General features: G+C 43.1%; 12 protein-coding genes and 1 tRNA gene. 4 read left to right on the forward strand and 9 right to left on the reverse strand.

All coding sequences use genetic code 11. The features are described 5' to 3' along the window. Positions 1–366: 366 nt before the first annotated feature. Both GBH70_RS07250 and GBH70_RS07255 read right to left on the reverse strand, forming a co-directional pair. A complete protein-coding gene (locus GBH70_RS07250; protein WP_151680420.1) occupies positions 367–1,209 on the reverse strand; it encodes an aldo/keto reductase in 843 nt (280 codons plus the stop codon). Between the two features lie 539 nt (positions 1,210–1,748). Then, on the reverse strand, positions 1,749–2,606 hold the full coding sequence (locus GBH70_RS07255) for an aldo/keto reductase (RefSeq protein ID WP_151680421.1): 858 nt from the start codon (positions 2,604–2,606) through the stop codon (positions 1,749–1,751). 207 nt (positions 2,607–2,813) lie between these two features. Here GBH70_RS07255 and GBH70_RS07260 point away from each other — a divergent pair, with 207 nt between their 5' ends. Beyond that, a complete protein-coding gene (locus GBH70_RS07260; protein WP_151680422.1) occupies positions 2,814–3,845 on the forward strand; it encodes an NADH:flavin oxidoreductase/NADH oxidase in 1,032 nt (343 codons plus the stop codon). A 231-nt stretch (positions 3,846–4,076) separates the two neighbouring features. Here the strand turns inward: GBH70_RS07260 and GBH70_RS07265 are convergent, their stop codons facing one another. Next, positions 4,077–4,286 (reverse strand): helix-turn-helix domain-containing protein, encoded by a 210-nt coding sequence (locus GBH70_RS07265; RefSeq protein WP_151680423.1) that lies wholly within the window; start codon positions 4,284–4,286, stop codon positions 4,077–4,079. Positions 4,287–4,526: 240 nt separating this feature from the next. Here GBH70_RS07265 and yugI point away from each other — a divergent pair, with 240 nt between their 5' ends. Then, complete coding sequence (gene yugI / locus GBH70_RS07270; RefSeq protein ID WP_151680424.1) at positions 4,527–4,913, forward strand: S1 domain-containing post-transcriptional regulator GSP13; 387 nt, start codon at positions 4,527–4,529, stop codon at positions 4,911–4,913. A 113-nt stretch (positions 4,914–5,026) separates the two neighbouring features. Here yugI and GBH70_RS07275 read toward each other — a convergent pair whose 3' ends face one another. Together GBH70_RS07275 and GBH70_RS07280 are read right to left on the reverse strand one after the other, a co-directional pair. After that, positions 5,027–5,488 carry a GyrI-like domain-containing protein gene (locus GBH70_RS07275; RefSeq protein ID WP_253693599.1) on the reverse strand — a complete coding sequence of 154 codons (462 nt, stop codon included), beginning with the start codon at positions 5,486–5,488 and terminating at the stop codon, positions 5,027–5,029. A gap of 151 nt (positions 5,489–5,639) precedes the next feature. Continuing rightward, complete coding sequence (locus tag GBH70_RS07280) at positions 5,640–5,870, reverse strand: DUF378 domain-containing protein (RefSeq protein ID WP_151680426.1); 231 nt, start codon at positions 5,868–5,870, stop codon at positions 5,640–5,642. A 156-nt stretch (positions 5,871–6,026) separates the two neighbouring features. Here GBH70_RS07280 and GBH70_RS07285 point away from each other — a divergent pair, with 156 nt between their 5' ends. Continuing rightward, a complete protein-coding gene (locus tag GBH70_RS07285) occupies positions 6,027–7,376 on the forward strand; it encodes a glucose-6-phosphate isomerase (protein WP_151680427.1) in 1,350 nt (449 codons plus the stop codon). Between the two features lie 338 nt (positions 7,377–7,714). Here the strand turns inward: GBH70_RS07285 and GBH70_RS07290 are convergent, their stop codons facing one another. After that, entirely contained in the window at positions 7,715–8,716 is a 1,002-nt protein-coding gene (locus tag GBH70_RS07290; protein ID WP_151680428.1) for a potassium channel family protein, read from the reverse strand. Between the two features lie 186 nt (positions 8,717–8,902). Between GBH70_RS07290 and GBH70_RS07295 the strand changes: the two genes are divergently transcribed. Further along, positions 8,903–8,975, forward strand: a tRNA-Ala gene (locus GBH70_RS07295). Positions 8,976–9,030: 55 nt separating this feature from the next. Here the strand turns inward: GBH70_RS07295 and GBH70_RS07300 are convergent. From GBH70_RS07300 to GBH70_RS07310, 3 genes are all read right to left on the reverse strand, one after another. After that, a complete protein-coding gene (locus tag GBH70_RS07300) occupies positions 9,031–10,263 on the reverse strand; it encodes a tyrosine-type recombinase/integrase (RefSeq protein ID WP_151680429.1) in 1,233 nt (410 codons plus the stop codon). Between the two features lie 103 nt (positions 10,264–10,366). Then, positions 10,367–11,146, reverse strand: coding sequence for a thermonuclease family protein (locus tag GBH70_RS17585; protein WP_443098251.1), 780 nt, complete (start codon positions 11,144–11,146; stop codon positions 10,367–10,369). A 447-nt stretch (positions 11,147–11,593) separates the two neighbouring features. Further along, a complete protein-coding gene (locus GBH70_RS07310; RefSeq protein WP_151680431.1) occupies positions 11,594–12,532 on the reverse strand; it encodes an outer membrane protein assembly factor BamE in 939 nt (312 codons plus the stop codon).

Here is a 12,532-nt window from a genome sequence, read left to right on the forward strand (position 1 = left end):
AGCATATTGGCGAATTTCTAAAAGTCCAATATTACACAAAACCCTTGGTAACTCCTAATGGAATCACCAAGGGCTGAAAAGCCTGTATGAAAAGTATTGTGACAAGCGCCATTTATTTGGTTGAACCGCCGTATACGGAACCGTACGTACGGTGGTGTGAGAGGACGGGGGCTAGTCACCTCCTCCTACTCGATTATACGGCGGATTTCCGGTCTGTTCTGCACCGCCGTGAAGATCTTAACTTTAAAATAGAGCAAGGCCCCGGCCAGGATGTTAAAAAGAACAATTCGAATAAGCTCGCCGATTTTTATTTTGGAATGGTTCTTTTAGTGGTTTGGGCCCCAGCCAGGCATTTTTCAGCGAAATCTAAAATTCTTCATATACAGCGGGATCCTGCCCGAAAGTTCTGCCATCCGGGCGGCTTAAGCCGGTAATGGTCCGCATTTCTTCGTCAGATAACGAGAAATCGAAGATGGACAAGTTTTCAATTTGGCGTTCCGGCGATGCCGATTTCGGGAGCGGCAGGGCGCCAAGCTGGATATGCCAGCGCAAAATAATTTGCGGAACCGATTTTTGGTGGGCATCGGCGATTTTTTTGATGGTCGGGTCCTCCAGAAGGCGGTTCGCCCTCCCAAGCGGACTCCAAGATTCAGTGACAATACCGTGTTCCTTATGCCAGGCGCGCTGTTCCTCCTGCGCAAAATAAGGGTGCAGCTCGATCTGGTTGATGCTCGGCGCCACCCCGGTCTCTTTGATGATCCGTTCCAAATGTTCCGGTAAAAAATTGGAAACGCCGATAGAGCGGACGAGCCCCCATTTTTGCGCATCCACCAAAGCCTGCCAAGCTTCAACATATAAATCTTTACTCGGGTTTGGCCAATGGATGAGATAAAGATCAAAATAGTCCAATCCTGATCTGTACAGCGATTCCTGGATGGTCACAACGGCTTCATTATACGCATGGTGCCGCCCGGGGAGTTTCGAGGTGACCCGCAGTTGTTCGCGCGGCACGGAGCAGCGGCGGATTGCCTCACCAACCGCACCTTCATTTTCATAATTAAAAGCTGAGTCAATCAGGCGGTAACCCGCTTCAATCGCGCTGATGATGGCATTGACGCCGGCCGCCCCGTTCAGTTTGTACGTGCCGAATCCAATGACCGGTACCGTCATTCCATCATTCAGCTTGATTTCAGGAATGGTATTTAGCATTTCTTTCGCCCCTTTCATTTTCATAACCAGTATAGCAACCTCTGAAATATGCGTCTATTCTGATGATTTTTAAGAATAGTTGGATGCAAAGTCTTTGGAAAAATAATCGGCTGCCTGCCTTTTTCTCCGGAATCAGCTGTAACTAATTGAAAATCAGCGGATTGCCCGGAAGAATCAGCGATACCACCAAAAAATCGGCGGAAAGGCGCAAGAAATCAGCGAAGAAAAGAAAAAGCAGCGGGAAGAGAAGCAGCTTTTTTTGTAAAATAATAAAAAGACCGCGTTGATCTTGAAAGTTTAAACCGATTGCCCATCTTGTTCCGGAGAATCGGCGGAAACTACGAAAAAATCAGCGGATTGCTCGGAAAAATCATCGATACCACCAAAAAATCGGCGGAAAGGCGCAAGAAATCAGCGAAAGGGAGAAAGGCAGGGGCACCATTGCAAAGTTAATGGCGGCGAAGCTTGAAACTGTATCGCAAGCCAAAAAGTACTACAAAAAATAAAAAGCAGCTGTCCCATGACAGCTGCTGATCCGCTTATTCCGGGCGCACCGAAGTTTCCTCCAAAAATTTCTGGTCATCAGGGCTCCTTCCATAACGCCTTCCGCTATTTAATGCCGCAATTTTTTCCATATCTTCCTGTGTCAGGGAGAAATCGAAAATCTCGCTGTTTTCTTTTATCCGGCTCGGGGTGACTGATTTCGGAATGACAACAATGCCGCGTTCCACATGCCAGCGCAGCACAATTTGCGCCGGGGTTTTCCCGTATTTTTCTGCCAGTTCAACCAAAACCGGCTGCTCGAGCAGATGATGCTTACCTTGGCCGAGCGGGCCCCAAGCTTCGTGCAAAATATTGTGCTGTTTCATAAATTCATGTAGTTCATTTTGCGGGAATTCCGGATGTGTTTCAATCTGGTTGATCATCGGCACAATGTCGGTATGGGCCATCAAATCTTCCAAATGGTGGATTTGGAAGTTCGAAACCCCGATCGCTTTGATTTTGCCTTCATGGTAAAGCTCTTCCATTGCTTTCCAAGATTCGATGTATTTTGCGGACGGCCAGTGGATCAAATATAAATCCAAATAATCTGTGCCGAGACGGTCCAAGCTCGCCTGGAATGCCGCTTTCGCTTCCTCATAGCCGTGGTCGTAGTTCCACAATTTGGAAGTGATAAAAATATCTTTCCGGTCCACACCGCTTTCCCGGATTGCTTCTCCGACATATGTTTCATTGCCGTAGATCATCGCGGTGTCAATATGGCGGTAGCCGACTTCCAGGGCAGTTTTCACAGAAGTCTTCAATTCAGCTTCGTCTTTCACAAGAAAAACGCCAAGACCGAGCTGTGGGATTTTCGCGCCGTTATGGAATGTTAAGTTTGGAATCGTTTGGGCCATACATCATTCCTTCTTCCATTCAAAATTAATGTAAGCGTATGATCATTTTAACACAATTGGCGGAAATAGTGAAAGCGCAAGCATCTTGAGCGCATTTTTTGACGTTTCAAACTTTTGTTTGATATAGTGGGGTCGGAATTTTCCCGTGATTTGTCCGTTTCATATGCAACCGTGTGTAAAAATAACAGACATAAGGAGCTGTTTGGAATGAAACATTTATTTACCCCATACAAGCTGAAATCGCTTGACTTAAAAAACCGCATCGTCATGCCGCCAATGTGCCAATATTCCGTTGAAAAGAAGGACGGGATTGCGACCGATTGGCATTACGTCCACTATGTAAGCCGCGCGATCGGCGGTGCCGGCCTGATCATCATTGAAATGACCGATGTGGAACCGGATGGCAGAATTACCGATAACGATCTCGGCCTGTGGTCTGATGAACAGATTCCTGCTCTAAAAAAAATTGTGGATGCGTGCCACCAGTACGGTGCTAAAGTCGCCATCCAAATCGGGCACGCCGGCAGGAAAGCACAGGATGCAGAACAGCCGGTTGCGCCGTCGCCGATTCCGTTTGATAAAAATTTCAAAACACCGAAGGAATTGCCGAAAGAAGAGATTAAGGAAATCATAGGCAAGTTCGGTGCTGCAGTAAGGCGCGCCGTAGAAGCCGGGTTTGATACGATCGAACTGCACGGCGCACATGGCTACTTGATCCACGAGTTCCAGTCACGTTACACAAATAAAAGAACGGATGAATACGGCCAGGATCTCGCTTTGTTCGGAAAAGAAGTCATTGCCGCGGCGAAAAAAGAAATGCCGGAAGAAATGCCGCTCATCATGCGCATTTCCGCACGTGAATATGTCGAAGGCGGTTACGGCATTGAGGAAAGCATTGCTTTCTCGAAAGAATATAAAGCGGCCGGCGTTGATATTTTCCATATCAGCGCGGGCGGGGAAGGACAGATTGCGGCAGCCGGGCGCCCGGGTACGCATGCTGCCTACCAGGTGCCGCTTGCAAGGCAGATTAAAGAGGCTTTGGATGTGCCTGTTATTGCGGTAGGCCGTTTGGATGACCCGGTACTTGCCAATGCGGTAATCGGAAACGAAGAAGCAGACCTTGTCGCTGTCGGCAGAGGCATGCTGCGCAATCCTTACTGGGCATTAGAAGCCGGGATCGCGCTCGGTAAAGATCCTGGCGTGCCGGTCCAGTATGACAGGGGTTTCCCAAAAAGATAATGGAAACGGCGCCTTTAGACAATCTAAGGGCGCTGTTTTTTTCTGCTATTCGTTTGCATCTACAGCTCGCAGCCATCAACATAAAAAAGGGCCCTTATCAAAAGGCCCGCCAAAATAAAAAAGGGGGAATACTTATGATAGTGCGGATTCCAAAAGTCACCCTCACTAAATAGAAAGCATTGTAGTATTAGCATAACCGGAAAGGAAGGGGTTTAAACCTCTTTTTGAAAATTATTTTTTTCCGAGGGCTTCCAAAAAAACGGAAGCGGCTACATCCAGGACAGTGGAGAGTTTTAATATCGTTTGCGTCGTCGGGATTTGTTCTCCTTTTTCATATTGCTCGAGTGTATTTTTCCCGATCCGGGCTTTCACGGCCAATTCTTCGATGCTCATCCCGCTTTGTTCACGGTAAAATTTTAATTTCTCGCCAAAGGTATTCAAAAGACTCCCTCCCTTTGTTGAAATCAATATTGAAACATTTTTCGTGAAAAATCTATCTTTTTTCTTTTATTGTAGCATATGAAAGAACAACGGGCGGAAGTAATTTTTTGAACATTTTTTAAACATGGTCATGATAAGAATGTTAAAAACAGAATTGAACTTTGGTTTTCATTTCTTTCCAACTGTGGTATAATGTCTTATTGCGTATAACAGGAGAAAATTAGTATTAGGAGTGTTTGCATGTCAACAAATTATGAAGCTGGAAATGTATATACAGGGAAAGTGACAGGAATTAAACCGTTCGGTGCGTTTGTGGCGCTGGATGAAGAAACGCAGGGTCTCGTTCATATTTCTGAAATCAAGCACGGTTATGTAAAAGATATTCATGATTATGTCCATGTGGGGGATGAAGTCAAAGTCAAAGTGCTGTCGGTGGACGAAGAGAACGGTAAAATCGGCCTTTCTATTAAAGCAACGGAAGAACCTCCGAAAACTGAAGCGAGAAAATCGCGCCGCCGCCAAGGTGCTGTAAAAGCTGCCGAAGAAGGAGAAGGATTCAATACATTGCGCGATAAACTGAAAGAGTGGATCGAAAAATCGCAGCGAGAAGATTTAATTAAAAAATAATCGGACAGGTCCGGGCATATACGTGTCCGGATTGGATTGTTTATGCCTGAAAACGGAAGCGGATTGCTCTGTGCCGGAGCGTTTCACGGAAATAAGCCCCGGCATGCCGCGGACTATTCCACATATAGGGGTATATGGATGGTAAGGTTTGGTTCATCGCTTAAAGGCTGGTATGATGCCGGGTAATCTTCCCGGTGTTCCAGCTGTCCCTGGTACACTGTATAGCCGTTTTGCTTGATCCATTTATACAAATCGGCATACGCTTCCTGTACTGCGCTTCCTTTATATTTTGCGGCCGCAAACGTATAAGCGGGTACGGTCAGGGATGTCATGCCTTCAGGAACCGCTTCTATGTATGCTACTTCCTGGACAAGATAAAATGAGAAAACACCGTCTTCGTCCGTATGGTAAGACAACCCGATGATCACGTCCGGATGGAGGACATGGCGGATTTTTCCCATTTTTTGTTTGAACGCATGGAAAAATTTCCTAATCTCTCCCCTTGCCGCCTGCTCAAACGTACCGGTCCATTTGCCGCCGATAGCGTTAAATGCGTGTTTCTGAACAATCTGCACTTCCAAGGCGCACACTTCCCCACTACATTGTATAGCCATATTTTATATGAAAAAAGAAGCGGACGTAAAGGAAAAAAACGTAAAAAATTCACTTTTTTGCAAATGAAAAAAGGCAGGCTTTCCGCACTGCCTTTTAAAAAGTGATTTGTTGTCAACGTGTCGGTTTCGCCTGGGTGGAGCGTTCAATTTCGGCATCCGGTTTGAAAAGAAGGCCGAGATTGATCAGGCCGCAAATGCCGACAATGCCGTAAATGATCCTGGATAAAGCGGAGTTGTCGCCGAAAATGGTCGCCACCAGATCAAAATTGAAAAAACCGATAAGGCCCCAGTTGATCGCGCCGATGATCGTGAAAATTAAAGCAACCCTTTGTACAATGCTCATGTATTTACCTCCTTGTTCAATGTACAGGAATAGGATGGCGCAAACTGGTGAACATTATGCATGCAAGAAATGTGAGAAATTCGTTACATTCCTTGATAAAAGGGTAAAGATTCGATAAAGTGGAAGTTGGTAAATTGATTACAGGAGGATATGGACATGACGCATATTCAATTTGATTATTCAAAAGCGCTCGCTTTTTTCAGCGAACATGAAATTACATACTTAAGTGAACCGATTAAATTGGCCCATCAGCTTTTACATGAAAAAACCGGCGTCGGCAATGACTTTCTCGGCTGGCTCAACCTGCCGAAAGACTATGATAAAGAAGAATTTGCCCGCATCCAAAAAGCGGCGGAAAAAATTCAAAATGATTCGGATGTGCTGCTTGTGATCGGGATCGGCGGCTCATACCTTGGCGCCCGCGCTGCGATTGAAATGCTGAACCACAGTTTCATGAATGTTCTTCCGAAAGAAAAACGGAAAACGCCGCAAATTTTCTTCGTCGGAAACAGCATCAGCTCCACTTACATGAAAGATTTAATGGATGTTCTGGAAGGCAAAGATTTCTCCATCAACGTCATTTCGAAATCAGGGACAACCACCGAACCGGCAATTGCTTTCCGCATCTTCAACAAACTGTTGGTTGAAAAATACGGAGAACAGGAAGCAAAACACCGTGTTTATGCAACAACGGACCGTGCAAAAGGTGCTTTGAAAACATTGGCGGATGCAGAAGGCTACGAAACATTCGTCATTCCGGATGATGTCGGCGGACGTTACTCCGTTTTAACGCCTGTCGGTTTGCTTCCAATTGCAGTAAGCGGTGTGGACATCCAAGCGATGATGGACGGCGCGGCAAAAGCAGTCGATGATTTCTCAAATCCGGAAGTATCCGAAAACATTGCATACCAATATGCGGCTGTCCGCAATATCCTTTACCGTAAAGGCAAAACGATTGAAATGCTGATCAACTACGAACCAGGTCTGCAATACTTTGCTGAATGGTGGAAACAATTATTCGGCGAAAGCGAAGGGAAAGACCAAAAAGGCATTTATCCATCTTCCGCAAACTTCTCAACCGACCTGCACTCGCTCGGCCAATACGTACAGGAAGGCCGCCGTGACTTGTTTGAAACGGTCGTAAAAGTTGAACAGGCGCGTGAAGAACTGACGATCTATAAAGAAGAAAACGATCTCGATGGGTTGAACTACCTGGCCGGCCGCACAGTTGACTTCGTGAATAACAAAGCGTTCGAAGGCACGTTGCTCGCACACACGGACGGGGGCGTACCGAACCTTGTCGTTTCGATTCCGAAAATGGATGCTTACACATTCGGTTATCTCGTTTACTTCTTCGAAAAAGCATGTGCAGTGAGCGGCTATTTAAACGGCGTCAACCCGTTCGATCAGCCGGGGGTAGAAGCCTACAAGAAAAACATGTTCGCTTTGCTTGGCAAACCGGGTTACGAAGACATGAAAGCCGAACTGGAAAAACGTTTGAAATAATGCATGTTGTGCAGCTGGGCTGTCCCATGGACGTGGGACGGTCCTTTTTCTTTAAAAAGGTTTGAAGAAGGGCAAAATGCTCTGATCAAGCCCATTTGCAGGTAAAAAGGGAGCAAAACGGACTTTAGAAAAGTACTAAGGACCGTTTCGGATAGGAATCGAGATGGTCTTTACAAAGGCGCTATGCCGGTATGTAAAAGTATTCTTTTTCAGCAGTGTAAAAGACAATTCGTATCAGCGTCCGCCAAGAAGGTTACAAATGGGCAGAGGCATAATACGTTGCTCCCAAAAAACGAAGCTTCCTGAAAGCCTGTCCTTGTGGCTTTCAGGAAACCCTTTTATTTCTCTTTCTCCAGCACTACAAACAATTGCTTTTCATTGGTAATCGTATAATCAAGCGGTGGGTTAATAATCGTTTCGTCTTCCGACTGGACGCCGATTAAAATTTTTCGTTCTTTCTGGAGCTTTCGGCTTAAATCTTTTACTGTCATATTTCGCCACTTCGGTTTAACCGGAATAAAGTCCAAATGATTCTTTTGCTGCTGATTTAATAACGACAGAAGCGTGTCCGACATGCCGTTTGAAATTAAGCTGTTCAGCATGACAAAGCTCGCCTGTGTATTCGCCTGGATCACTTCATCCGCGCCGGCCCGCTTTGCATTCACAACCTGGTCCGCAGTTTGAATTTCAACGATGCAATAAGCATCCGGGCTTAACCCTTTTACGGCAATGAGCGTCAAAATTGCCCCCATATCCGCTTCGGTTTCGGTTTTGTGCTGATCAGACGTAATCAGCACAGCCTCTGCAGCTTCGATATTCGTTTTTTTCAATATTTCATCCTGGTACGGTTTGCCTTTAATAAAATACACATTGTCATAAGGGTAGGGATTGGCTTCAAGTGTTTCATCCACCAAAACAATGGGCTGCCGCTGTTTCAATTCCAGCAGCTGCTGGATCACTTTCCGCGCACGTTCATTCCATCCGATGATCACCATTTGTTTCTCTCCCGTAAAAGCCGCTTTTCCTTCCAAGAAAGCATTTTGCCTTGTAGCCGTTACACCGGCGAGCGCCACAAAATAAGCAGATAACACACCGGCACCTGATAAAATAAGGATAATGCCGATCAGGCGGCCTGCAAAGGTAACCGGGTACAAATCCCCGTAACCGACAGTCGCGGTTGTAATCACCGCCCACCAGACACCGTCAAATATGGTTGGAAATGTTTTCGGCTCGACAAAATGAATGGTCAGCCCAAATGCGAAAATCAATGTGAGTGCGAACATTAAAATCCGTACAATCATTGGCCAGCGGAGAAAACGATCATAAAAGAGGTGAAACATCCGTCCCACTTCCTTATCCAGTATTTAAGGTAGTATTCCCTGGAAAGGACGGGGAAAAACAGTTTGAAAAAGCAAAACGCGGGTGAAAAATATTTTTTTAAAAAAATAGTTGCATGATCATTTAATACGTTGTATAATAACATTGTCGCTGATGAAAAGCGAAAAAAACAAAAAGCTTTTACATACGGGGCATTAGCTCAGTTGGGAGAGCGCTACATTCGCATTGTAGAGGTCGGCGGTTCGAATCCGCTATGCTCCATGCTTAAAACCCTTGATAATCAAGGGTTTTTATTATTTTCGGGTGACCGTTACGGTCACCCATTTTTCTTGTTGTCGCCCATTTGTTGCCCAAATTTCTTCGGATTCAATTTTTCAAATTGGATTACACCTTCCTTATTCATTTTGCTGGTCACATGTCCATAAATATCATTCGTTACTTTTTCAGAAGAATGTCCAGCCCGTTTTTGAATGAGTTTCGGGCTAACATGAGATTCTAACAGATAAGTAACCATCGTATGGCGGAGATCATGAAGACGCACATATTTAAAATCCTCTCTGTTTTTTGCGAATCTTCTCCACTGTGTTGTTGGACTTGTATGATAAAGCGGTTTGCCAACCCCCCCATGGAAAACAAATTCATGCTCACCGCCTTTCCAAGCATCCCCAAGTTTATCTTTTTCATGATCCCAGGTCATTTTATACTTTGCTAGTTCTTCCATATACCAATCTGGCATTGGTACAAATCTTTTTTTATTATTTTTGGTACCTTTAATTACCGGATCTCTATTTTTTGTCATCGGGATATTTTGCCTAACTTCTAGTCCATTATGTACAAAATCCACAGCAGACCATTCCAGACCAATTAATTCACCGCGCCTAAGGCCGCCAATAATTGCACCGAGAAAAAACAACCTCCACATATCAGATAACTCATTATACATTGCTGAAATAACTTGGATGATTTCGTTTCCTTCATAAAATTTCATTTCCTTCTGTTCAAATTTTGGCCTCTCTTCACTGGCAAGTGGGCTTTCTTCTATAACTTTCCAAGCTACCGCTTTCGAAAATAGTGATTCCAATACTGCATAAATGTCCGCAATGGTACGGTCAGATAATGGTATTTTCTTTCCATCTTTTCTCGCGCTCGGATCCCTCAAGTGATTTTTAAAGTTTACGATATCAATCGGCTTAATTTGTTCGAAATTCATTTCGCCAAAAAAAGGAATAATGTGATTGTCTAAATGAGATCGATATTTTTTAGCAGTTGTGATCCCAAGTTCTGGAACAACGTATTTTTCGTACCAGTCTTCAGCAAAATTTTTAAAGTACATTTTTTGCGGCTTAATGTACTCTCCAGCTTCTACTTGCGTTTTAAAAATAACCAATTGTTCATTCAAATAGTCGTTTAATCGTTTTGTAGTCCTTAAAAGTTTAGGGTCTTCAATCCGGATTGTTTTATGTTTTCTAATCTTTTTTCCTTTTGCATCGCGTCCAAGTTCAAGGACAAGTAAGAATGAATTATCACCACGTTTCCGCCAATGTGACATATCAAATTACCTCCATTTTGTCCAAAAAGCTTCTTGAAATTGTACAAAATTAAGCACATATGTTCTGTTTAAGGCTCTAAAGAAAAGCCCCTCAGGGCCTTTATTATCTCTCGCATGCATAACCGTCTTTGTCACGATCGAGTTTATCTGAATATGCCGGACTTGAAGATGAGACGCCATTTGGATATTTTTCTCTTAATTCTGTACAGTTAGCAAATGTTTCTGTGCCACCTGAAGATGGTGTGCTCGTGTCTGCAGAGCTGCCGGAAGTTCGAGAACTTGTTGAATGTTTTGTCGTTCCAGAACCAGATGTGCCTGAAGATTTGTTTGTTGATGATTTTGCGCATCCATTAAATCCAGAATCAGTTACAAATCCATTTTGCGACCATATGTTTAGATGCCTGCTTTTCGCGACGTTTTCATCTCTTTCATATTTTGATAGATACTTGTATGGCGGGTTATAAATGTAAGCTACCCGGGCATAACCGTCTTTCAGCAATTCTTCCTGCACCGATTTTCCATTTACATACACATAGGCAAGCAGCCGCCCGTATTTGTCATATTTATCTCCGTTTGTTTCGAATTCCAGTGTCAACTTGCCACTGTTGACCAATTGTTTATTTTTGTTATAGGCACTCACGGCATATGGCTGGACGCAGGTACCCGGTTTCTTTTCCTCAGGCGTATCAATGAGCAAGTAACGAACTGTTTTAACTTTTCCGTTATAATTAACCTTTATTGTATCTCCGTCAACCGTTTCAACAAGCGTTACAATATGTTGATTTGAGGGAGATGATTTTTTTGTATCAGTCTTAGATGCTTGTTTAGCAGTTTCTTTTTTATCGCTTGAATGAGCAGAAGGAGAAGCAACTGTTTTGCTAATTTTACTATCATCCGAACTATCCTTATCCTTATTTATCGAATCATTAGATTTAGCATTATGCGTTTCAGTAGATGCTGTTTGGGTAGATGTATCATTCTTTTTGAAAGCCGTATCTTGATTAGGCGCCGAGATACCGGTCAGGAGTAAAAAAACAATTGTCAAGATAAGGTAACCAATACTAGCTATCTTCCTTGTCTTTCTCTTCGACCAAAAAGCAACAGTAGGTTTAAATATCCCAACAAAGATTAGAACGAAAGAAGCAAATGCTAAAATCAAAAAGACGCCATAGATATGAGTAAAAAGCGCCTTAATTGCCTCGATAATTACCCCAATGATGAAAATCACAACCAATATTCCTAAGAATCCAGATAAACCTTTTTTCATTTCTTAATCCCCCCCTATAAATTCAAAAAAGTTAGTATGCTTTTATAGCCCATAAATTGGAAACTAATAAGATGCTAATTCTTTTGAAAAATCATCTGACAATTTATTGTCGCTTGAATTTTTATAAGCAGACAATCCATGCATGTAAGATTTCACATCTTTATAGATTGATGGATTGATGAAATATCCATTTGCAGCATTATAAAATTTATATGGGTCGAGATCGACAAGCTGCTGGAAGTTCCCATATGAGATTGAGTTAGCGTTTTTCTTTGTGAAATAAGCAATGATCGCTGTTGCCTTGTTTTCATTCCCCTTGTTATCTTCGAATTTCGTGTCCCGGATAAAAGCAAATCCGTTTACATTCGAATTATTTTTTTCTTTTTCCATGAGTCGAGTACTGTATAAAGCGAAATTCTGGAGCATGGTTTTCTCACTCGTTTCAAATTCATCTTTGAATTCGATCACCGCAATTTTATCTTTTATATAAGCTGTTTTTACATTGTCTTTATCTGCTTTTTTAGCGGTTGATTTTAACTCGGCACTGCTGGATGCACCTTTCATGGTTTCTGATCCGACTGTATCCGAGTTGGAATCGGAAGAAGCTGTATTCGATTCGTCGTCGTTTGCATCTTTGCCAGTAAATTGATCGACAGAAGTGTCATAAGCTGTCAAAAGTCCCTGTTGTTCTTTCCTTATCAACACATAAGCGTTTGAGTTAATATCATCCCCCATGTCAAATGTAAGAATTACATAAGAATCTTTTGCTAATTTATGTTTAATGCTGTAATACCACATATTGCTATTATTAGGGTCTTTCTTCGTTGGCTTTCCTATTTCCTTAATCACTTGTTTTTTTGTCATTCCTATTTTCAAATTTTTATACTCAGTTGGCGTAATATAGTTTACATGGTGTTTAGTCGCTTGAGCTTGAGGATTACCGCAACCCATCACTGATAAAATTACAGATAATATCATTAATGAAATAATTAATTTTCTCAT

It is taken from the genome of Weizmannia acidilactici (assembly GCF_008974225.1).
Classification (GTDB): Bacteria; Bacillota; Bacilli; order Bacillales; family Bacillaceae_C; genus Weizmannia; species Weizmannia acidilactici.

Coding starts and splice junctions, on each gene's coding strand:
- GBH70_RS07250 (WP_151680420.1), bottom strand. CDS start 1,209: ATGCTAAATACCATTCCTGAAATCAAGCTGAATGATGGAATGACGGTA.
- GBH70_RS07255 (WP_151680421.1), bottom strand. CDS start 2,606: ATGGCCCAAACGATTCCAAACTTAACATTCCATAACGGCGCGAAAATC.
- GBH70_RS07260 (WP_151680422.1), top strand. CDS start 2,814: ATGAAACATTTATTTACCCCATACAAGCTGAAATCGCTTGACTTAAAA.
- yugI (WP_151680424.1), top strand. CDS start 4,527: ATGTCAACAAATTATGAAGCTGGAAATGTATATACAGGGAAAGTGACA.
- GBH70_RS07280 (WP_151680426.1), bottom strand. CDS start 5,870: ATGAGCATTGTACAAAGGGTTGCTTTAATTTTCACGATCATCGGCGCG.
- GBH70_RS07285 (WP_151680427.1), top strand. CDS start 6,027: ATGACGCATATTCAATTTGATTATTCAAAAGCGCTCGCTTTTTTCAGC.
- GBH70_RS07290 (WP_151680428.1), bottom strand. CDS start 8,716: ATGTTTCACCTCTTTTATGATCGTTTTCTCCGCTGGCCAATGATTGTA.
- GBH70_RS07300 (WP_151680429.1), bottom strand. CDS start 10,263: ATGTCACATTGGCGGAAACGTGGTGATAATTCATTCTTACTTGTCCTT.
- GBH70_RS07310 (WP_151680431.1), bottom strand. CDS start 12,532: ATGAGAAAATTAATTATTTCATTAATGATATTATCTGTAATTTTATCA.